Here is a 22,264-nt window from a genome sequence, read left to right as displayed (position 1 = left end):
CATAATGAGGAAGCACAATGAGTCGTCGCGCAGGTACGCCAACAGCAAAAAAAGTGACGCAGTTAGTGAATGTGGAAGAGCACGTTGAAGGGTTCCGCCAGGTCAGAGAGGCACACCGGCGCGAGCTTATTGATGATTACGTTGAGCTGATTTCTGACTTGATCAGGGAAGTGGGGGAAGCTCGTCAGGTGGACATGGCGGCTCGTCTGGGCGTTTCGCAACCGACGGTGGCTAAAATGCTTAAGCGACTGGCAACCATGGGGCTGATTGAAATGATCCCCTGGCGTGGCGTGTTTTTAACGGCAGAAGGAGAGAAGCTGGCGCAGGAAAGCCGCGAGCGACATCAGATAGTCGAAAATTTCTTGTTAGTGTTGGGTGTCAGCCCGGAAATCGCTCGTCGCGACGCGGAAGGCATGGAGCACCATGTTAGTGAAGAGACGCTGGATGCCTTTCGTTTGTTTACCCAGAAACACGGTGCCAAATGAGCCTGCCTTTTTTACGCACGCTGCAAGGCGATCGCTTTTTTCAGTTATTAATTCTTGTTGGCATCGGATTAAGTTTTTTCGTTCCCTTTGCACCGAAATCCTGGCTTGCTGCTATCGACTGGCACACTATCATCACCCTCAGTGGCCTGATGCTGCTGACCAAAGGTGTGGAGTTAAGCGGTTATTTTGATGTGCTGGGGCGCAAAATGGTGCGCCGCTTTGCTACTGAGCGTCGGCTGGCAATGTTTATGGTGCTGGCGGCGGCGTTGCTTTCAACATTTCTGACCAACGATGTCGCGCTGTTTATTGTTGTTCCGCTGACAATCACACTAAAAAGACTGTGTGAGATCCCGGTTAATCGACTGATTATTTTTGAGGCGCTAGCAGTCAATGCGGGTTCGCTACTGACGCCGATTGGCAACCCGCAAAATATTCTTATCTGGGGTCGTTCTGGTCTTTCGTTTGCCGGGTTTATTGCCCAAATGGCACCGCTGGCTGGCGCAATGATGCTGACACTCCTGCTACTGTGCTGGTGTTGTTTCCCTGGAAAGGCGCTGCAATATCATACGGGGGCGCAAACACCTGAGTGGAAACCGCGGCTGGTGTGGAGTTGTCTGGGGCTGTATATCGTCTTTCTGACGGCGCTGGAGTTAAAACAAGAGCTGTGGGGACTGGTGATTGTAGCGGCGGGCTTTGCGCTGCTGGCTCGTCGCGTGGTGCTCAGTGTGGACTGGACGCTGCTGCTGGTGTTTATGGCGATGTTTATCGACGTCCATTTACTAACCCAACTGCCAGCTTTGCAGGGGGTGTTAAGTAACGTGAGTCATTTATCCGAACCCGGATTATGGTTAACGGCGATTGGTTTATCGCAGGTGATCAGTAACGTGCCGAGCACGATTTTGCTGCTCAATTATGTGCCACCGTCTTTATTACTGGCATGGGCGGTAAACGTCGGTGGCTTTGGTTTATTACCCGGATCGCTGGCAAATTTGATTGCGTTACGGATGGCAAACGATCGCCGTATCTGGTGGCGTTTCCATCTCTATTCAATACCGATGCTGTTGTGGGCGGCGCTGGTGGGATACGTTTTGTTAGTTATGTTCCCGGCCAGCTAGGTGCTGGCAAATAAAAAAGGCGGATTATGAGTCCGCCTTTTAATTTAAGTTTTGAAGATTAATTCAGACGAACCGGCATCCCGGAACGATTTTTGATCGCTTCATCCAGCACGACCTGATCCACATCAGGCTGACCAGTTACTGTCTGCACGCTCTTCGTCAGGGTAATTGGCACAATTTCCTGACCTTCAAACTGGGCTTCGGTGGTAGACAGCGGGTTATGGACTTCAATATAACGGCTGCCGTCAGGCTCGGTGGTCGCTTTTACCGGCTCATCAATAAACTGTACGCGAGTACCGACCGGTACTTTCTCGAACAGGAATTTGATGTCTTCGTTACGCAGACGCACACAGCCATGACTTACACGCAGACCGATACCGAAGTTGGCGTTGGTGCCATGGATAGCGTACAGGCGACCGATGTAGAGTGCATACAGCCCCATCGGGTTATCCGGACCTGCCGGAACGACAGCCGGAAGCGGTTCGCCCGCAGCGCGGTACTCTGCGTGCATTTTGGCGGTCGGCGTCCAGGTCGGGCCTGCTTTCTTACGCTCAACTTTGGTGGTCCAGTTGATAGGCGTGTCTTTGCCTAACTGACCAATGCCGATGGGCAGCACGATAACGGTGTTGCTGCCTTTCGGATAGTAATAGAGACGCATCTCTGCGCTGTTAATGACAATGCCTTCATGAACGGTATCCGGCAGGATCAGCTGCTGCGGAATGTTCAGTACAGTACCGCCTTTCGGCAGGAAGGTGTCCACACCCGGGTTAGCTTCCATCATGTTGGAAAGACCCATCTGGTACTCGGCGGCAAAATACTCCAGCGGCTGAGTGTTACCTTCAGGAATGGTGATCACCTGATTCTGACCAACCAGGCGACTCCCGTCGGTTGGCAGAGGATAAGTTACCGCAGAGGCGGTACTGCAAAAGCCGACAACAGCGAAGGCCGCTGCGAATAATGTTTTCAATTTCATATTCATGTTAAGCGAGATTTAGTGCCTGGCAGGCCATTGGGTTGAGAATATTAGAGTATTGGAAGCGCATTATAAGTTCATTCCAGCTCACAGTGAAATCAGATGTGTACGAAATCACATTTTTTGCCTTTGGGAAGAGTGTAGACCTTAAGCGGGGGACGGGATCTTCTTTCAGACTTATGGCATAATACGCGGTTTGTCATATCTCTTTTCAGGATACGCCTGTGTTAGTTTCCAGTAACGTCACCATGCAGTTCGGCAGTAAGCCGTTGTTTGAAAACATTTCCGTCAAGTTTGGCGGCGGCAACCGTTACGGCCTGATTGGCGCGAACGGTAGTGGTAAATCCACCTTTATGAAGATCCTCGGCGGCGACTTAGAGCCGACGCTGGGTAACGTTTCCCTCGATCCCAACGAGCGCATTGGTAAATTGCGTCAGGATCAGTTTGCCTTTGAAGAGTTCACCGTGCTGGATACGGTGATCATGGGGCATAAAGAGTTGTGGGAAGTGAAGCAGGAGCGCGACCGCATCTATGCTTTGCCGGAAATGAGTGAAGAGGACGGCTATAAAGTGGCCGATCTGGAAGTGAAATACGGCGAAATGGACGGTTACTCTGCGGAAGCTCGCGCCGGTGAACTGTTGCTTGGCGTGGGAATCCCAGTGGAACAGCACTACGGCCCGATGAGTGAAGTTGCTCCTGGCTGGAAGCTGCGTGTGCTGCTGGCGCAGGCGCTGTTTGCTGATCCGGACATTCTCCTGCTCGACGAACCGACCAACAACCTCGACATCGACACCATTCGTTGGCTGGAACAGGTGCTGAACGAGCGTGACAGCACCATGATCATCATCTCGCACGACCGTCACTTCCTTAACATGGTTTGTACCCACATGGCGGATCTGGATTACGGTGAACTGCGCGTTTATCCGGGCAACTACGATGAGTACATGACGGCGGCGACTCAGGCGCGTGAACGTCTGCTGGCTGATAACGCCAAGAAGAAAGCGCAGATTGCTGAGTTGCAATCTTTCGTTAGCCGCTTTAGTGCCAACGCCTCGAAATCTCGCCAGGCAACTTCGCGCGCACGCCAGATTGATAAAATCAAACTTGAAGAGGTGAAAGCCTCCAGCCGTCAGAACCCGTTCATCCGTTTTGAACAGGATAAGAAACTGTTCCGTAACGCGCTGGAAGTGGAAGGTCTGACCAAAGGGTTTGATAACGGTCCACTGTTTAAAAATCTCAACCTGCTGCTGGAAGTCGGTGAAAAACTGGCGGTACTGGGTACCAACGGCGTCGGTAAATCAACGCTGCTGAAAACGCTGGTGGGCGATCTGCAACCGGACAGCGGCACCGTAAAATGGTCTGAAAACGCGCGCATTGGTTACTACGCCCAGGACCACGAATATGAGTTCGAAAATGATCTGACCGTATTCGAATGGATGAGTCAGTGGAAACAGGAAGGCGATGACGAGCAGGCGGTACGTAGCATTCTCGGTCGTTTGCTGTTCAGCCAGGACGACATCAAAAAGCCAGCGAAAGTGCTTTCCGGTGGAGAAAAAGGGCGGATGCTGTTTGGTAAGTTAATGATGCAGAAGCCGAACATTCTGATCATGGACGAACCGACCAACCACCTTGATATGGAATCCATTGAGTCGCTGAACATGGCGCTGGAACTGTATCAGGGCACGCTGATCTTTGTTTCTCACGACCGTGAGTTTGTAAGCTCCCTGGCGACCCGAATTCTGGAAATCACCCCGGAACGCGTGATCGACTTTAGCGGTAATTACGAAGATTACCTGCGTAGTAAAGGGATCGAGTAAGTTATTATCAGTAGCCCTGATATGGCCAGGGCTACTGAAACTGATGACAAATGCAAAATTGCCTGATGCGCTACGCTTATCAGGCCTGACAGTGTATCGCAATATATTGAATTTGCATGATTTTGTAGGTCGGATAAGACGGTCACGCCGCATCCGGCATGAACAAAGCGCACTTTGTCAGCAATCTGAGCAACACCGAACCTGCTTTCTTAACCTCACATCAATTCACTTCTACTAATCCATCACCTCTCAAACATCCATGCCCAGCGCGCGCTTACCGTGAATGTTCAGATCATCCAGCGTAAATCGGCCATCCCAGTTTGCTTCATAATCTTCTCGAGGGAAATCGCCCGGTGATGCCCCTTTTTCCAGTGCTTTCCTGACGTTATGCGCATAAGCCCGGTTTTTCTCACACATCGGCGCGGCAGGGATATACATCACATTCCCCCAGCCTTGTTGATTATTTACCGATGCGACGGAGTGGATCACGTCGCAGTGCCACCAGACGGAATCCCCCGCTGTAATAGCTGGAATGGAAGTGAGTGCTTTAATCAGTAGTGGATGCCATTTCTCTGAAATGGGCAGAACTTTGCCAGGAGCGACCCCACACAACTCATCGTCCGGTACGTCATCCAGCAGTGGGCGCAATAAAACATACGCCATCGCTTCCGGGATTGGCACCACATGCAATAATCCCTGTCCTGGTAACATATCGGAAAGCGCCGTCCAGCCTTGAAAAGTGCGGAACACCGAACATTTTGTGGTGTTATCCACCGTGTACTCTTCAACATCAGTACGGTATGCAGCATCCCACGGATCGTAATCGTCGACATTACCGTTGAAAACATGGGCAAAAACACGCTGATAAGCGGGTAATAACCAACGTTCCAGCGCCCCAGAATCAGTGTGTGCACCCAGACCTTTAGACGTCGTGCCTGGTGGGCGGCGGCGGATCCTGTCCGGATAGATCACGCTAATATCGGGATCAAACCACTGCCTGCCGTTGCTTTCAGACTTCCACAGGCGGTTAAGGAAAGATTGCACCGCCGCCATATTGTCACTTTGTCGCGCCTGCATTTGTGCCTGCGACCAGTAAATAGGGTAGATTTCAGGACGAGATGCCTCCAGCGATCCAAAGAAGCTGTCGCCGGGACCTTTATAAACATCATCAAAATGATTGGCATCAAGATAGTCAAGCATTGCGCGATCCCATGCCAGTGCCTGTTCGCGGGGGAAATGGCCTTTAATTACTGCACAGCCGCGACGTTTAATTTCATTGCGCGTGGCTTCATTCACTGTACCTGCTGCAACGTCGCTATATGGGACTTCCGGCCAAACCGGTAATCCTTGCCCTTTGAGGGCGTCTATTTCTGCTACACGTGCTTCGATTTTTGCAGAGAGTTTATCGAAGACCTGTTGTACATCGCCGATCTGTTGTCGCAGCTCCGCTTTCATCTTACGGATAGCCGTTTTCGCATCTGTTGGCAGTGTCTCATAGGTAAAAGTCATATCAACCTCACAACTTTCGTTCGAAAGTGAAAATAGTTATGATTGATACTTTAAGTTAAAAATAAGTTAACGCAAGATGAAAATCTTGAGTAAGTGCACAAAGTGAGCAAAAAAGAGAGATGCCGGAACGATTGCTCCGGCCGGGAAAAGGTTACTTATTGAAAGGAGCGGTGTTATCCAGCACCGCCTGAATCACATTCAGCGCGCCTTCATGATTATTATCATCGGTAGCGTAACGGGAGATTTGTTTAATGTTTTCCGCAGCATTGCCCATCGCAAAGGAATAACGCGCCATTTTCAGCATCTCCGCATCGTTACCGCTGTCGCCAATCGCTACCACATTTTGCGGTGACAGATCCCAGCGTTTCAGTAACCGCGAAATACCATTCGCTTTATGCAGGCCAGGAATAATCAGGTCGATAAAGCCAAAACCACTGGTAACCGGCTTCATAATGCCGTCGAGCGCAACGTGCAGTTTGTCGACGACCAAGGGGATCTGCTCATCTGGCAGGTTGAGCGAAAATTTAAACAGCACATCGTCAATCTCCTGATAATCTTTTACAGGTTTCAGGCGATGGTAGTGTTTTGCCATCAGTGCGACGAATGCTTCGGGGGCATTTTCGCTGACATATGCACTTTGCAGACCGCAGGCGACAAAATTGAGTTGCTTATCTTTTAGCAACTCGCCAATCACAATCCGCGATTCATGTCGGGTTAATTCGCCGTGGAACAACTGCTTGCCATGTTCGTAAACCAATGCGCCGTTTTCTGCGACAAAAGAGATCTCATCCTTTAGCTCAGGAAAGAACGAAATAAGCTGGTAATACTGATTACCGCTGGCGACAACAAACTCAATGCCACGCTTTTTAAGTTCCTGATATTGCACCATAAAACGCTCATTGTTGTACGTTTTGGCGTCGCTCAGAAAAGTACCGTCCATGTCTGTGACGATAACTTTTACGCTCATAGATGTGCTCCTGACAATGAATGCAAACCGCCACAGTGTAATGACAATGTGACGCGGAGCACAAATTTATTTCGGATTAAAATAATATCGATGGGATGAGTATTTTCGCCCGGCAACAACCGTTACCGGGCGAAGGAGATTACAGCATATGTTCAGTACGGGCGATGATATCGTCCTGTGCGTCTGGAGAGAGCGCAGTGAAGAAGGCGGAATAACCCGCTACGCGCACCACCAGATCGCGGTACTGATCCGGATGTTTTTTCGCTTCCAGCAGCGTTTCGCGGGAAACGATGTTGTACTGAATATGCCAGCCTTTATGCACCTCGAAGAAGGTGCGCAGTAGGATCATCAGTTTCTGCTTGTCAGATTCGTTCTCCAGCGTTGCCGGATTCAGTTTCTGGTTGAGCAACACGCCGCCGAGAATCGCTGCCGTAGGCAGTTTACCCACCGAGCCAATGACCGCCGTTGGGCCGAGATGGTCAGTACCGGAGGCCGGACTAGCGCCTTCTGCCAGCGGGGTATGTGCTTTACGTCCGTCCGGCGTTGCCATAGTCTGCGCGCCAAACGGTACGTTAGCGGAGATAGACGACGTACCTGCGTAATAGTTGCCGCCAATCGGACCACGACCGTAGCGCGGGTTATGGTACTGTTTCAGTTCGTCGATATAGGTCTGATAAGCGCGAGCCAGCAGCGTATCGACAGTATCATCGTCGTTGCCGTACTTCGGCGCGCCGTTAATCAGCCGCTGACGCAGCTGCTCGTGCGTCAGGCCGTCGAAGTCATCCGCCAGTGCGGCAGCCAGTTGTTGCTGACCAATCGCGCCCTGTTCAAACACCAGTTTCTTCACTGCCGCCAGGCTGTTGCCGAGGTTAGCAATGCCGACCTGCAGGCCAGAAACCCAGTCATACTTCGCGCCGCCTTGTTTAATGCTTTTCGCTCGCTCAATACAGTCATCCACCAGCGCCGAGCAGAGAATATCGTGCACGTTCTCTTCCAGCATGGTGTCGACGACATATTCGATTTCGATTGATTTACGGGTGTAGTAACGGATTTGCGTGTCCCACGCGTCCATCACTTCATCGAAGTTGTTGAAGTTACCCGCTGACAACGCTTTTTCTTGTGGCAGGAACACTTTGCCGCTGGTGGCATCACGACCGCCTTCCAGCGCCGCCAGCATCACGCGGGCGAAGTTGATAAAGCTCATCCCGGTGCAGCGATAGCCCCATTTGCCACCGACGGCGGTTTCGATACAGCCAATCGCCGCGTAGTCGTAAGCATCCTGCGGTTCAATACCGAGTTTAATAAATTCCGGGATGACGATTTCGTCGTTGTTGAACGCCGGCATCCCGAAGCCGCAGCGGATCACCTGTACGCAGGCATCGAGGAAATCGTTACTCATTCCCGCGTGGTAGCGCACGCTGAGGTTAGGCTGAGTGGAACGCAGGCGGCCGCAAGATTCGAGGATTGCGTAAGAGAGTGGATTCACCGCGTCCATCGGCTGACCATCAACCAGATTTTGCCCGCCAATGGTGACGTTCTGATACAGCGGACTTCCCGCAGAGGCTTTTGAGTGCGAGCCGGAGCGGATCTTGTTCACTTCCAGCAGTTTCAGCCAGCAGCTATGCAGCATCTCGATGGCGTGTTCACGATCCAGTGTCTGGTTCAGTTCAACGTCGCGGCGATAGTACGGGTAGAGATACTGGTCCATACGACCAAACGATACTGAGTGACCGTTAGATTCGATCTGCAAAATCAACTGGATGAAGTAGCACAGTTGCAGCGCCTGCCAGAAAGTCTGCGGCGGCTGGTGGGCGATAAGGTCGCAGTTTTCGGCCATCGCCAGCAGTTCATCGCGACGGCTTTCGCGGGGTTCGGTAGCGGCCATTTCACGCGCCAGGGCAGCGAAACGTTCAATATGTTCACTGACCGCCACCAACACGATATCAATCGCTTTCAGGAATTGCTCGCCGTGCAGATCTTCCAGCACGGTCAGGTTAATACGCATGCGGCGCTCCGCCACTTTCTCGCGCAGACCATCAAGCCCTTTTTCCAGCAACAGTGGGAAATTGACCGCCAGGTGCGCATCGCCGGAGGTCATATTACCTTCCGCTTTAATGATACCGGTCGCCAGCAGGCCTTTTTGCTCATCGGTAAACATGCCATAGCAGCGATCCTGTACCGTCTGACCGCGCCACCAAGGGCACACTTCATGCAGAACGCGTTTGTTCTCTTCGCTCACCGCAAAACCTGCACCCGGACGATCCGCCAGATCATCAATCTCTTTTTCGATCCAGGAGACGGTATATTCCGGGAAGATCGGCGCGGCGCGAACTTCGCTTGCCTGGTTGCCGATGATCAACTCATCGTGCTTGATCCAAATAGTGCGATTCGCCAGGTGATGGGCCAGCGCCAGAGCGCGACGTACCGGGATCGGCTTATCGAGATGTTGTTGATACATCTCGGTATAGTGCTGCGCGCGCTCGGTACAGACCGGCGGTTTCACAATATTCACCAGCGCATTTTTGTGCGCTTTAATGCGGTCGCTGAGCGTGTCCAGTTTCAGTGTGGTCATGGTTGTTATCCTCGTAAGGTCGCGGTTAACCCTTTCTGGCAGGCATACTGCAGGGCAAAGTCGAGCAGTTCTGGCGCATCAAGCGGTTTTTCCGGGGCGTCATAGGGCAGATTAAGTAAGTGATATTTGTTGATGCCCAGCGTGTGGTAGGGCAGGAAATGAATTTCGCCGACGTGCAGCTCGTCGGCGGCAAAATCAGTAATGGCTTTCACAGAGGTTTCATCGGCATTAAAGCCCTGAATCAACGGCACGCGGATGATGATTTTTTTCCCCGCCGCAGCGAGTTTTTTCAGGTTATCCAGCACTCTGGCGGCGTTACCGTCGGTCCACTGTTTAAACGGCGCGTCGGCAACATGTTTTAAATCGGCAAGAAACAGATCGATATAGGGCAGAGAAGGGGCGATATATTTCCACGGCACATGCAGACAGGTTTCTACCGCAGTATGAATGCCGGCCTCGTGGCTGGCTTGCAGTAGCCCCATCGCCATTTCCGGCTGCATAAACGGTTCACCGCCAGAAAGCGTTAAGCCGCCGCCGCTGCGATCGTAAAACGGTTTATCACGCAGAACAGTCGCCATGATCTCCTCTACGCTTTTCACTTCACCACACACGGTTAACGCCTGTGTCGGGCAGCAGTCGGTTAACGCCGTCAGATGCTCCGGGGTTAACTTTTCCCGATGAATAAGCAAACCATTCAGCGCGCGCTCAATCACTTCCGGCGCGGTCTTAGCGCACAGCTCACAGCCTTCCAGACACAGACGTGCGTCATACAGAAGATCCTGCGTGCGGGCGCGGCTTTCCGGGTTCTGACACCAGCGGCAGCCCAGTGAACAGCCTTTAAGAAAAACGACCGTGCGGATACCGGGGCCGTCATGGGTCGAGTAGCGCTGAATATTGAAAATCATAGTTGCCTCTCTGTTTCGTTCAAACATTAAAATACTTTCGAATGAAAGTTTGATTGATGTGCGTCAACTGTTCAGAGAGTTTTCCCGTGATAGTCTACATTCAGACAAAAAGTACATTTTGAGGATGGTATGGAACTGTATCTGGATACTTCAGACGTTGTTGCGGTGAAGGCGCTGTCACGTATTTTTCCGCTGGCGGGTGTGACCACTAACCCAAGTATTATCGCCGCGGGTAAAAAACCGCTGGAGGTGGTACTTCCGGAGCTTCACGAAGCGATGGGCGGTCAGGGGCGTCTGTTTGCCCAGGTGATGGCTACCACTGCCGAAGGGATGGTGAATGACGCGCGTAAGCTGCGCTCTATTATTGCTGATATCGTGGTGAAAGTTCCGGTGACCGCCGAGGGGCTGGCAGCTATTAAGATGTTAAAAGCGGAAGGGATTCCGACGCTGGGAACCGCGGTATATGGCGCGGCACAAGGGCTGCTGTCGGCGCTGGCAGGTGCGGAATATGTTGCGCCTTACGTTAATCGTATTGATGCTCAGGGCGGTAGCGGTATTCAAACCGTGACCGACTTACACCAGTTATTGAAAATGCATGCGCCGCAGGCGAAAGTGTTAGCCGCAAGTTTCAAAACCCCGCGTCAGGCACTGGACTGCTTACTGGCAGGATGTGAATCAATTACTCTGCCACTGGATGTGGCGCAGCAGATGATTAGCTATCCGGCAGTTGACGCCGCCGTGGCGAAGTTTGAGCAGGACTGGCAGGGGGCTTTTGGCAGAACGTCGATTTAACAGGACGTTCTGCATCCTCATCAATTGCTGATAACGTGGTGGAGTGCACCAACGCTTGCCGCGCCTGGAAATCTGCGCCCGAACCGTAGGCCAGATAAGGCGTTCACGCCGCATCTGGCGTCTGGAGCAAATGCCTGATGCGACGCTTGTCGCGACTTATCAGGCCTGGGGCTGGCAATTACTGCCCGCACACCTCACACCCCGGATTACGCATCAGTTTCATTTCACGGAACTGACAGGTCATCGCATCGTACATGACGATTTTGCCGCTGGCAGGCTTGCCATAACCTGCCAGCAGTTTGATCGCCTCCATTGCCTGCAACGAACCAATCACCCCGATCAACGGTGCCATCACGCCTGCTTCTACGCAGGTTAGCGCGTTCTCGCCAAACAAACGGCTAAGGCAGCGGTAGCACGGTTCGCCGTCCTGATAAGTGAAGACCGTGATTTGCCCTTCCATACGAATTGCCGCCCCGGAAACCAGCGGCACCTTTGCGGCAAAACAGCCAGCGTTCAATTGATTACGTACCGCAACGTTATCCGTGCAGTCGAGCACCAGATTGTGTTCAGCGATCAATGCAGCAAGCTCCACGTCATCAAGCAACGCATTTACCGGCGTAATCGCGATATGTGGATTGATCCGCGCCAGTGCGTCTCGGGCGGATTCCACCTTCGGTTGCCCGACCGTGGCATCACTATGCAGTGTCTGGCGTTGCAGATTTGAAAGCGAAACCGTGTCGAAGTCGAGCAGCGTCAGGTTGCCGACACCGGTGCTTGCCAGATACTGCGAAGCTGCACAGCCGAGTCCACCGAGGCCGACGATCAGCACGCGAGAATCTTTTAGCGCCTCCTGACCGTCAAAATCAAAACCGCGCAGAATGATTTGCCGGTTGTAGCGCAGCATCTCCTGATCGCTGAGTTCCGCCATTACAGGCCTCCGAACAACGCGTTAAACGGTTCTACTTCCACCCATTCGCCCACTTCCACATTGCCGCGCTCGCGCTCCAGTACGATAAAGCAGTTGCCGAGGCTAAAGGAGCTAAATATATGTGAACCCTGATGTCCGGTGGTCGTCACTTCCAGTTCGCCATCGGCGTTGCGTTGCAGCACGCCGCGCTGGAAATCAAGGCGTCCTGGCGATTTCTTCAGAGGCGATGCCGTGCGCACACGCTGGCGCGCGGGCAGGCCGCTGGCGGTGTTGCCGCTCAATTTTGCCAGCAAAGGCTGTACCAGTTGATAGAAGGTCAGCGTTGCTGAAACCGGGTTGCCCGGCAGGCCGCAGAACCAGCTATTGCTGAGTTTACCGAACGCGAACGGTTTACCTGGTTTAATCGCCAGCTTCCAGAAGGCGATCTCCCCCAGCTCTTCGAGAATGGTTTTGGTGTAATCCGCTTCACCAACCGATACACCGCCGGAACTGATCACCACATCTGCCTGGCTATCAGCTTCAATAAATGCGGCGCGCAGGGCGTGTGGATCGTCGCGAATAATCCCTAAGTTGATTACCTCGCAACCCAGCTGTTCTAACATCAGGTGCACGGCGAGACGGTTGGTATCGTAGATTTGGCCGTCGCCCAGCGGCTGGCCTGGCAACTGGAGTTCATCACCGGTAGAAAACAGCGCTACTCGCACTTTACGAATCACCGGAACGTCGGCAATTCCCAGCGAAGCAATCACTGGCAGCTCTGCGGTAGTCAGGCGTGTTCCCGCCGGGAAAACAACCGCATCCGCAGAGATATCTTCACCGCGACGGCGAATATTTTGCCCGCTACGCACTTCAGCAGTAAAACGCACGCCAGCGTCAGTCTGTTCGGTCTGTTCCTGCATCACCACCGCTTCGCAGCCTTCCGGCACCGGCGCACCGGTCATAATACGAATGCAGGTACCCGCAGGCCATTCACCATGGTACGGCTGACCGGCAAAGGATTTACCGGCAACGGGCAGCGGTTGCCCGGAGGCAATATCGGCTAAACGCACCGCGTAGCCGTCCATAGCGGAGTTATCAAACCCCGGGACATCCAGTGGCGAAACGACATCGCTCGCCAGAATACGACCAAAACACTGTACCAGTGGCAGCGTTTCCTGGGCGGTCAGTGGGGTAACGCGAGAAAGCATCTCATTAAGCGCGGTGTCGAGCGACATCAATCCGGTGGTAAATTCCATGAAAACACTCCTGCGGAGGCAAAATCGAATTTGCCTATTATGTCAGAAAAACGCCACAGACTGTATGCCACCTCGGGCGTAGCGCTGGCTCCTGCCTTTACATGCCATATCCATCTTTCTATATTCAAAAATTGAATGAGTAATTCATAAAAATTCTGATATTTATAGCAAAAGTGGCGAGCCACCCTTAATGGACGAATACTATGGGCAAAGCAGTCATTGCAATTCATGGTGGCGCAGGTGCAATTAGCCGCGCGCAGATGAGTCTGCAACAGGAATTACGCTACATTGAGGCGTTGTCTGCCATTGTTGAAACCGGGCAGAAAATGCTGGAAGCGGGCGAAAGTGCGCTGGATGTGGTGACGGAAACGGTGCGTCTACTGGAAGAGTGTCCACTGTTTAACGCCGGAATTGGCGCAGTCTTTACGCGAGATGAAACGCATGAACTCGACGCCTGTGTGATGGATGGTAACACCCTGAAAGCCGGTGCGGTGGCGGGCGTTAGGCATCTGCGTAATCCGGTTCTTGCCGCCCGGCTGGTGATGGAGCAAAGCCCGCATGTGATGATGATTGGCGAAGGGGCAGAAAATTTTGCATTTGCTCATGGCATGGAGCGCGTCTCGCCGGAGATTTTCTCCACGCCTTTGCGCTATGAACAACTCCTGGCAGCGCGCGAGGAAGGGGCAATGGTCCTCGACCATAGCGGTGCGCCACTGGATGAAAAACAGAAAATGGGCACCGTGGGGGCCGTGGCGTTGGATTTAAACGGCAATCTGGCGGCAGCCACGTCCACGGGCGGAATGACCAATAAATTACCCGGACGAGTTGGCGATAGTCCCTTAGTGGGTGCCGGATGCTACGCCAATAACGCCAGTGTGGCGGTTTCATGTACCGGCACGGGCGAAGTCTTCATCCGCGCGCTGGCGGCATATGACATCGCCGCGTTAATGGATTACGGCGGATTAAGTCTCGCGGAAGCCTGCGAGCGGGTAGTAATGGAAAAACTCCCTGCGCTTGGCGGTAGCGGTGGCTTAATCGCTATCGACCATGAAGGTAACGTCGCGCTACCGTTTAACACCGAAGGAATGTATCGCGCCTGGGGCTACGCAGGCGATACGCCAACCACCGGTATCTACCGTGAAAAAGGGGACACCGTTGCCACACAGTGATGAACTTGATGCCGGTGATGTGCTGGCGGTTGAAAATCTGAATATTGCCTTTATGCAGGAGCAGCAGAAAATAGCTGCGGTCCGCAATCTCTCTTTTAGCCTGCAACGCGGTGAGACGCTGGCAATTGTTGGCGAATCCGGCTCTGGTAAGTCAGTGACTGCGCTGGCACTGATGCGCCTGTTGGAACAGGCGGGCGGTTTAGTGCAGTGCGATCAAATGCTGTTGCGGCGGCGCACTCGCGAAGTGATTGAACTTAGCGAGCAGAGCGCTGCACAAATGCGCCATGTGCGCGGTGCGGATATGGCAATGATATTTCAGGAGCCGATGACATCGCTGAACCCGGTATTTACTGTGGGTGAACAGATTGCCGAATCAATTCGTCTGCATCAAAACGCCAGTCGTGAAGAAGCAATGGTCGAGGCGAAGCGGATGCTGGATCAGGTACGCATTCCGGAGGCACAAACCATTCTTTCACGTTATCCGCATCAACTCTCTGGCGGGATGCGCCAGCGAGTGATGATTGCGATGGCGCTGTCATGCCGCCCGGCGGTGCTGATTGCCGATGAGCCAACCACCGCGCTGGATGTCACTATTCAGGCGCAAATCCTGCAATTAATCAAAGTATTGCAAAAAGAGATGTCGATGGGCGTTATCTTTATCACTCACGATATGGGTGTGGTGGCAGAGATTGCCGATCGGGTACTGGTGATGTATCAGGGCGAGGCGGTGGAAACGGGTAGCGTCGAACAGATTTTTAATGCACCGCAACATCCTTATACCCGTGCGCTGTTAGCTGCTGTTCCGCAACTTGGTGCGATGAAAGGGTTAGATTATCCACGACGTTTCCCATTGATATCGCTTGAACATCCAGCGAAACAGGAGCCACCCATCGAGCAGAAAACGGTGGTGGATGGCGAACCTGTTTTACGGGTGCGTAATCTGGTCACCCGTTTCCCTTTGCGCAGTGGTTTGTTGAATCGCGTAACGCGGGAAGTGCATGCCGTTGAGAAAGTCAGTTTTGATCTCTGGCCTGGCGAAACGCTATCGCTGGTGGGTGAGTCTGGCAGCGGTAAATCCACTACCGGGCGGGCGTTGCTGCGCCTGGTCGAATCGCAGGGCGGCGAAATTATCTTTAACGGTCAGCGAATCGATACTTTGTCACCCGGCAAACTTCAGGCATTGCGTCGCGATATTCAGTTTATTTTTCAGGACCCTTACGCTTCGCTGGACCCACGTCAGACCATCGGTGATTCGATTATCGAACCGCTGCGCGTACACGGTTTATTGCCAGGTAAAGAAGCGGCTGCACGCGTTGCGTGGTTGCTGGAGCGCGTGGGTCTGTTACCTGAACATGCGTGGCGTTACCCGCATGAGTTTTCCGGCGGCCAGCGACAGCGCATCTGCATTGCTCGCGCGTTGGCATTGAATCCAAAAGTGATCATTGCCGATGAAGCTGTATCAGCGCTGGATGTTTCTATTCGCGGGCAGATTATCAACTTGTTGCTCGATCTCCAGCGTGATTTCGGCATTGCGTATCTGTTTATCTCCCACGATATGGCCGTTGTAGAGCGGATTAGTCATCGTGTGGCGGTGATGTATCTCGGACAAATTGTTGAAATTGGTCCACGGCGCGCGGTCTTTGAAAACCCGCAGCATCCTTATACGCGTAAATTACTGGCGGCAGTTCCGGTCGCTGAACCGTCCCGACAACGACCGCAGCGTGTACTGCTGTCGGACGATCTTCCCAGCAATATTCATCTGCGTGGCGAAGAGGTTGCAGCCGTCTCGTTGCAATGCGTCGGGCCGGGGCATTACGTCGCACAACCACAATCAGAATACGCATTCATGCGTAGATAACATTCAGGCGGAGAATAAAATGGCAAGAGCTGTACACCGTAGTGGGTTAGTGGCGCTGGGCATTGCGACAGCGTTGATGGCATCTTGTGCATTCGCTGCCAAAGATGTGGTGGTGGCGGTAGGATCGGACTTCACCACGCTCGATCCATATGACGCGAATGACACGTTATCTCAGGCCGTAGCGAAATCGTTTTACCAGGGGCTGTTCGGTCTCGATAAAGAGATGAAACTGAAAAACGTGCTGGCGGAGAGTTATACCGTTTCCGATGACGGCCTTACTTACACCGTGAAACTGCGGGAAGGAATTAAATTCCAGGATGGCACCGATTTCAACGCAGCGGCGGTAAAAGCGAATCTGGACCGGGCCAGCGATCCGGCGAATCATCTTAAACGCTATAACCTGTATAAGAATATTGCCAAAACGGAAGCGATCGATCCGACAACGGTAAAGATTACCCTCAAACAGCCGTTTTCAGCGTTTATTAATATTCTTGCCCATCCGGCGACCGCGATGATTTCACCGGCAGCGCTGGAAAAATATGGCAAGGATATTGGTTTTCATCCGGTGGGAACCGGGCCGTATGAACTGGATACCTGGAATCAGACCGATTTTGTGAAAGTGAAAAAATTCGCGGGTTACTGGCAGCCAGGATTGCCCAAACTGGACAGCATAACCTGGCGTCCGGTGGCGGATAACAACACCCGCGCGGCAATGCTGCAAACCGGTGAAGCGCAGTTTGCTTTCCCCATTCCCTACGAGCAGGCCGCACTGCTGGAGAAAAACAAAAATATCGAGTTGATGGCCAGTCCGTCAATTATGCAGCGTTATATCAGTATGAACGTGACGCAAAAGCCGTTCGATAACCCGAAGGTCCGTGAGGCGCTGAATTACGCCATTAACCGTCAGGCACTGGTGAAAGTGGCCTTTGCGGGATATGCAGTTCCTGCTACTGGTGTGGTGCCACCGAGTATTGCCTACGCGCAAAGTTATCAACCGTGGCCTTACGATCCGGCGAAAGCGCGTGAATTATTGAAAGAGGCGGGGTATCCCAACGGCTTCAGTACCACGCTGTGGTCGTCACATAACCACAGCACCGCGCAGAAAGTGCTGCAATTTACCCAGCAACAGCTAGCGCAGGTGGGGATTAAAGCCCAGGTAACGGCGATGGATGCCGGGCAGCGGGCGGCAGAAGTTGAAGGTAAAGGGCAGAAAGAGAGCGGCGTGAGAATGTTCTACACTGGCTGGTCGGCCTCGACTGGTGAAGCTGACTGGGCGCTATCGCCACTGTTCGCCTCGCAGAACTGGCCGCCGACGCTGTTTAATACTGCGTTTTACAGCAATAAGCAGGTGGATGACGAGCTTGCCCAGGCGCTGAAAACCAACGATCCGGCGGAAAAGGCGCGCTTGTATAAGGCGGCGCAGGATATCATCTGGCAAGAGTCGCCGTGGATCCCGCTGGTAGTCGAAAAACTGGTGTCGGCACACAGCAAAAACCTGAGCGGTTTTTGGATCATGCCAGACACCGGTTTCAGCTTTGAAGACGCGGATTTGCAATAAGCAACGCAGGGAGTGGAATGCTTAATTACGTTATCAAACGCTTACTGGGGTTGATTCCGACGCTGTTTATCGTCTCGGTGCTGGTGTTTTTATTTGTTCATATGCTACCCGGCGATCCAGCGCGATTGATTGCCGGACCAGAAGCCGATGCGCAGGTCATCGAGCTGGTGCGTCAGCAACTGGGGTTGGATCAGCCACTGTATCACCAGTTCTGGCACTATATCACCAATGCCGTACAGGGCGATTTTGGCCTGTCGATGGTGTCGCGTCGTCCGGTTGCCGATGAGATTGCCAGCCGCTTTATGCCAACGCTGTGGCTGACCATAACCAGTATGGTCTGGGCAGTGATATTTGGTATGGCGGCGGGAATTATCGCCGCCGTCTGGCGTAACCGTTGGCCGGATCGATTAAGTATGACTATCGCGGTATCAGGGATTTCATTCCCGGCATTTGCGTTAGGAATACTGTTGATTCAGGTTTTCTCAGTTGAACTTGGCTGGTTACCCACCGTTGGTGCAGACAGTTGGCAGCACTACATTTTACCCTCCCTGACGCTCGGCGCGGCAGTGGCAGCCGTGATGGCGCGCTTTACCCGCGCATCGTTTGTCGACGTCTTAAGCGAAGATTATATGCGTACCGCGAGGGCGAAAGGGGTGAGCGAAACCTGGGTCATCCTCAAACACGGGTTACGCAATGCGATGATCCCGGTAGTGACCATGATGGGCTTACAGTTTGGCTTTTTACTCGGTGGTTCCATTGTGGTGGAGAAAGTCTTCAACTGGCCCGGACTTGGACGCTTACTCGTCGACTCCGTAGAAATGCGCGATTACCCGGTGATTCAGGCGGAAATTCTGCTTTTCTCGCTGGAATTTATTCTTATCAACTTAGTGGTGGATGTGCTTTATGCCGCCATTAACCCGGCTATCAGGTACAAGTAAGGATGCGAATATTTAACTGGCGACGTCAGGCGGTGTTAAACGCCATGCCATTGGTTAAACCTGACCAGGTACGTACACCGTGGCATGAATTCTGGCGACGATTTCGCCATCAGCATATGGCGATGGCCGCCGCATTGTTCGTCATTTTATTGATTGTGGTGGCCATTTTTGCACGCTGGATCGCCCCCTATGACGCCGAAAATTTTTTCGATTATGACAATCTGAATAACGGACCTTCTTTGCAGCACTGGTTTGGCGTCGATTCACTGGGACGCGACATTTTCAGCCGTGTCCTGGTTGGTGCGCAAATCTCGCTGGCGGCGGGCGTGTTTGCAGTGTTTATCGGTGCGGCGATCGGGACGTTGCTGGGCTTGCTGGCGGGATATTATGAAGGCTGGTGGGATCGGCTGATCATGCGCATTTGCGATGTGCTGTTTGCCTTCCCGGGTATTTTGCTGGCCATCGCTGTTGTTGCGGTGTTGGGAAGCGGCATTGCTAACGTGATTATTGCAGTCGCCATTTTTTCCATCCCCGCGTTTGCCCGACTGGTGCGCGGCAACACGCTGGTGTTGAAACAGCAAACCTTTATTGAGTCAGCACGCAGTATTGGTGCCAGCGATATGACCATTTTATTGCGTCATATTCTGCCTGGGACCGTCTCGTCTATCGTGGTGTTTTTCACCATGCGCATCGGTACCTCGATTATCTCTGCCGCCAGCCTGTCATTTCTCGGCCTCGGTGCGCAGCCGCCGACACCAGAGTGGGGAGCAATGCTCAATGAGGCACGAGCGGATATGGTTATCGCGCCGCATGTCGCTATTTTTCCGGCCCTGGCTATTTTTCTGACTGTACTGGCGTTCAATTTGTTGGGTGATGGTTTACGCGATGCGCTGGATCCGAAAATTAAAGGATAGTTACGTTTGAATATTGCTTGAAAGGGTAATCACCTCACAGGAAATTATTGCTCTAAGCAAGTGTTGTAACTTTCTGCTGATTTTGTAGAATCGGGTAATTTGGTTAAAAAGCCGCAGCAAGGGACTGTTTTTGCAGCGGCACAGCGTTCAGACAGTTATTTTGTTAAATGTATTAACATGCTGAGTTTATACGAAAAGATAAAGATAAGGCTGATAATTTTATTTTTATTGGCAGCACTGTCATTTATTGGCCTTTTTTTCATCATTAACTATCAACTGGTATCGGAACGCGCGGTAAAACGTGCCGATAGCCGCTTTGAACTTATTCAGAAAAACGTTGGCTATTTCTTTAAAGATATTGAACGTTCGGCCCTGACATTAAAGGACTCACTGTATTTATTAAAAAATACAGAGGAGATTCAACGCGCTGTGATCCTTAAAATGGAAATGATGCCATTTTTAGACTCGGTGGGACTGGTACTTGATGATAATAAATATTATCTCTTTTCGCGGAGGGCGAATGATAAAATTGTTGTTTATCATCAGGAACAAGTAAATGGACCGCTTGTCGACGAGTCAGGGCGGGTTATTTTTGCCGATTTTAACCCATCGAAACGACCGTGGTCGGTGGCTTCAGATGACTCTAACAACAGCTGGAATCCGGCATACAATTGCTTTGATCGTCCGGGTAAAAAATGTATCTCTTTTACGCTACGCATCAACGGCAAAGATCACGATTTGTTAGTGGTGGATAAAATTCATGTCGATTTAAACTGGCGATATCTGAACGAGTATCTTGATCAAATCAGCGCTAATGATGAAGTTCTATTTTTGAAACAAGGCCATGAGATCATTGCCAAGAATCAACTCGCTCGTGAAAAACTGATTATTTATAATAGCGAAGGCAATTATAATATTATTGATTCTGTCGATACTGAATATATCGAAAAAACATCAGCGGTGCCAAACAACGCATTATTCGAAATCTATTTTTATTATCCTGGCGGTAATTTATTGAACGCATCAGATAAACTTTTTTATCTGCCGTTTGCTTTCATTATTATCGTATTGCTGGTGGTTTATTTAATGACCACTTGTGTGTTCCGTCGGCAATTTTCTGAAATGACCGAGCTGGTTAATACGCTGGCATTTTTGCCTGACTCAACGGATCAAATCGAGGCTCTGAAAATTCGCGAAGGCGATGCGAAAGAGATTATCAGCATCAAAAATTCGATCGCGGAAATGAAAGATGCCGAAATTGAACGTTCGAATAAATTGCTCTCGCTGATCTCTTACGATCAAGAAAGCGGTTTTATTAAAAATATGGCGATTATTGAGTCCAACAATAATCAGTATCTGGCTGTGGGGATCATTAAACTGTGTGGTCTGGAAGCCGTGGAAGCGGTGTTTGGTGTTGATGAACGCAATAAAATCGTCAGGAAATTGTGTCAGCGAATTGCCGAGAAATATGCGCAATGCTGCGATATCGTGACATTCAATGCCGATCTCTATTTACTTCTGTGCCGGGAAAATGTACAGACATTTACCCGTAAAATAGCGATGGTAAACGATTTTGACAGCAGCTTTGGCTACCGCAATCTGCGCATCCATAAGTCTGCCATTTGTGAACCTTTGCAGGGAGAAAACGCCTGGAGTTACGCAGAAAAACTGAAACTGGCGATTTCCAGTATCCGTGACCATATGTTCTCAGAGTTTATTTTCTGTGATGACGCGAAACTCAACGAAATAGAAGAGAATATTTGGATTGCGCGTAATATTCGCCATGCAATGGAAATTGGCGAACTATTCCTGGTCTATCAACCGATCGTTGATATTAACACCCGCGCCATTCTGGGCGCGGAGGCGTTGTGCCGTTGGGTGTCTGCGGAGCGGGGGATCATTTCACCGCTGAAGTTCATTACCATTGCTGAAGATATCGGGTTTATCAATGAGCTGGGTTATCAGATTATTAAAACGGCAATGGGTGAATTCAGACATTTTAGTCAGCGTGCGTCGCTGAAGGACGGTTTCTTACTGCATATTAATGTTTCGCCCTGGCAGTTAAACGAACCACACTTTCATGAGCGTTTTACCACCATCATGAAAGAAAATGGCCTGAAGGCGAACAGCCTCTGTGTTGAGATCACTGAAACCGTGATCGAGCGAATTAATGAACATTTTTATCTCAATATTGAACAACTGCGTAAACAAGGGGTACGGATATCGATTGATGACTTTGGCACCGGTTTGTCAAACCTGAAACGTTTTTATGAAATTAATCCAGACAGTATAAAAGTGGACTCGCAATTTACCGGCGATATTTTCGGTACTGCGGGGAAAATTGTGCGCATTATTTTCGATCTGGCACGCTATAACCGGATCCCGGTGATTGCGGAAGGCGTAGAGAGCGAAGATGTTGCGCGCGAATTAATCAAATTAGGATGTGTTCAGGCTCAGGGGTATCTGTACCAGAAACCCATGCCGTTCTCCGCCTGGGATAAAAGTGGAAAATTAGTAAAAGAGTAGTTT

Annotated in this window: 17 protein-coding genes; 10 read left to right on the top strand and 7 right to left on the bottom strand. The window is 51.5% G+C overall.

The window, feature by feature from the left end; translation table 11 throughout:
* Positions 1–17 precede the first annotated feature (17 nt).
* Positions 18–485, top strand: coding sequence for a manganese-binding transcriptional regulator MntR (mntR, locus tag HEN33_RS08725; protein ID WP_000091016.1), 468 nt, complete (start codon positions 18–20; stop codon positions 483–485).
* Positions 482–1,600, top strand: a complete 1,119-nt coding sequence (locus HEN33_RS08720) for an anion transporter (RefSeq protein WP_000056409.1) — start codon at positions 482–484, stop codon at positions 1,598–1,600. The genes mntR and HEN33_RS08720 overlap by 4 nt, the downstream gene beginning before the upstream one ends.
* 58 nt (positions 1,601–1,658) lie before the next feature.
* On the opposite strand, the gene ldtB is transcribed toward HEN33_RS08720, so the two are convergent.
* Positions 1,659–2,579, bottom strand: a complete 921-nt coding sequence (gene ldtB, locus HEN33_RS08715; RefSeq protein ID WP_001056376.1) for a L,D-transpeptidase — start codon at positions 2,577–2,579, stop codon at positions 1,659–1,661.
* Positions 2,580–2,797: 218 nt separating this feature from the next.
* On the opposite strand from ldtB, the gene HEN33_RS08710 reads away from it, so the two are divergent.
* Entirely contained in the window at positions 2,798–4,390 is a 1,593-nt protein-coding gene (locus tag HEN33_RS08710) for an ABC-F family ATPase (RefSeq protein WP_000961458.1), read from the top strand.
* Between the two features lie 249 nt (positions 4,391–4,639).
* Here HEN33_RS08710 and HEN33_RS08705 read toward each other — a convergent pair whose 3' ends face one another.
* The 4 genes from HEN33_RS08705 to HEN33_RS08690 form a co-directional block, all read right to left on the bottom strand.
* Complete coding sequence (locus tag HEN33_RS08705; protein ID WP_160530849.1) at positions 4,640–5,899, bottom strand: DUF1479 domain-containing protein; 1,260 nt, start codon at positions 5,897–5,899, stop codon at positions 4,640–4,642.
* A gap of 151 nt (positions 5,900–6,050) precedes the next feature.
* The gene (gene ybiV / locus HEN33_RS08700; protein ID WP_160530851.1) at positions 6,051–6,866 is read right to left on the bottom strand and encodes a sugar-phosphatase YbiV; all 816 of its coding nucleotides are present in this window, start codon (positions 6,864–6,866) and stop codon (positions 6,051–6,053) included.
* 139 nt (positions 6,867–7,005) lie between these two features.
* Positions 7,006–9,438, bottom strand: a complete 2,433-nt coding sequence (locus HEN33_RS08695) for a glycyl radical protein (protein WP_103253279.1) — start codon at positions 9,436–9,438, stop codon at positions 7,006–7,008.
* A gap of 5 nt (positions 9,439–9,443) precedes the next feature.
* Positions 9,444–10,343 (bottom strand): glycyl-radical enzyme activating protein, encoded by a 900-nt coding sequence (locus tag HEN33_RS08690; protein WP_176263130.1) that lies wholly within the window; start codon positions 10,341–10,343, stop codon positions 9,444–9,446.
* Between the two features lie 129 nt (positions 10,344–10,472).
* Between HEN33_RS08690 and fsa the strand changes: the two genes are divergently transcribed.
* Positions 10,473–11,135 (top strand): fructose-6-phosphate aldolase, encoded by a 663-nt coding sequence (gene fsa, locus HEN33_RS08685; protein WP_001305948.1) that lies wholly within the window; start codon positions 10,473–10,475, stop codon positions 11,133–11,135.
* Between the two features lie 178 nt (positions 11,136–11,313).
* On the opposite strand, the gene moeB is transcribed toward fsa, so the two are convergent.
* Complete coding sequence (moeB, locus tag HEN33_RS08680; protein WP_176263131.1) at positions 11,314–12,063, bottom strand: molybdopterin-synthase adenylyltransferase MoeB; 750 nt, start codon at positions 12,061–12,063, stop codon at positions 11,314–11,316.
* Entirely contained in the window at positions 12,063–13,298 is a 1,236-nt protein-coding gene (gene moeA, locus HEN33_RS08675) for a molybdopterin molybdotransferase MoeA (protein WP_176263132.1), read from the bottom strand. Before moeA ends, moeB begins: the two co-directional genes overlap by 1 nt.
* A gap of 203 nt (positions 13,299–13,501) precedes the next feature.
* Here moeA and iaaA point away from each other — a divergent pair, with 203 nt between their 5' ends.
* From iaaA to HEN33_RS08645, 6 genes are all read left to right on the top strand, one after another.
* Complete coding sequence (gene iaaA / locus HEN33_RS08670) at positions 13,502–14,467, top strand: beta-aspartyl-peptidase (RefSeq protein WP_032183815.1); 966 nt, start codon at positions 13,502–13,504, stop codon at positions 14,465–14,467.
* A complete protein-coding gene (gene gsiA / locus HEN33_RS08665; protein ID WP_088541633.1) occupies positions 14,454–16,325 on the top strand; it encodes a glutathione ABC transporter ATP-binding protein GsiA in 1,872 nt (623 codons plus the stop codon). Before iaaA ends, gsiA begins: the two co-directional genes overlap by 14 nt.
* Before the next feature lie 19 nt (positions 16,326–16,344).
* Complete coding sequence (gsiB, locus tag HEN33_RS08660) at positions 16,345–17,883, top strand: glutathione ABC transporter substrate-binding protein GsiB (RefSeq protein WP_176263133.1); 1,539 nt, start codon at positions 16,345–16,347, stop codon at positions 17,881–17,883.
* 17 nt (positions 17,884–17,900) lie between these two features.
* Complete coding sequence (gsiC, locus tag HEN33_RS08655) at positions 17,901–18,821, top strand: glutathione ABC transporter permease GsiC (RefSeq protein WP_176263134.1); 921 nt, start codon at positions 17,901–17,903, stop codon at positions 18,819–18,821.
* A 2-nt stretch (positions 18,822–18,823) separates the two neighbouring features.
* Entirely contained in the window at positions 18,824–19,735 is a 912-nt protein-coding gene (gene gsiD / locus HEN33_RS08650) for a glutathione ABC transporter permease GsiD (protein ID WP_176263135.1), read from the top strand.
* A 177-nt stretch (positions 19,736–19,912) separates the two neighbouring features.
* A complete protein-coding gene (locus tag HEN33_RS08645) occupies positions 19,913–22,261 on the top strand; it encodes a sensor domain-containing phosphodiesterase (protein WP_176263136.1) in 2,349 nt (782 codons plus the stop codon).
* The last annotated feature ends 3 nt before the right edge of the window (positions 22,262–22,264 follow it).

This window comes from Escherichia sp. 94.0001 (assembly GCF_013369155.2).
Lineage (GTDB): Bacteria > Pseudomonadota > Gammaproteobacteria > Enterobacterales > Enterobacteriaceae > Escherichia > Escherichia coli_F.
This window is presented reverse-complemented; position numbering and strand designations above follow the sequence as displayed.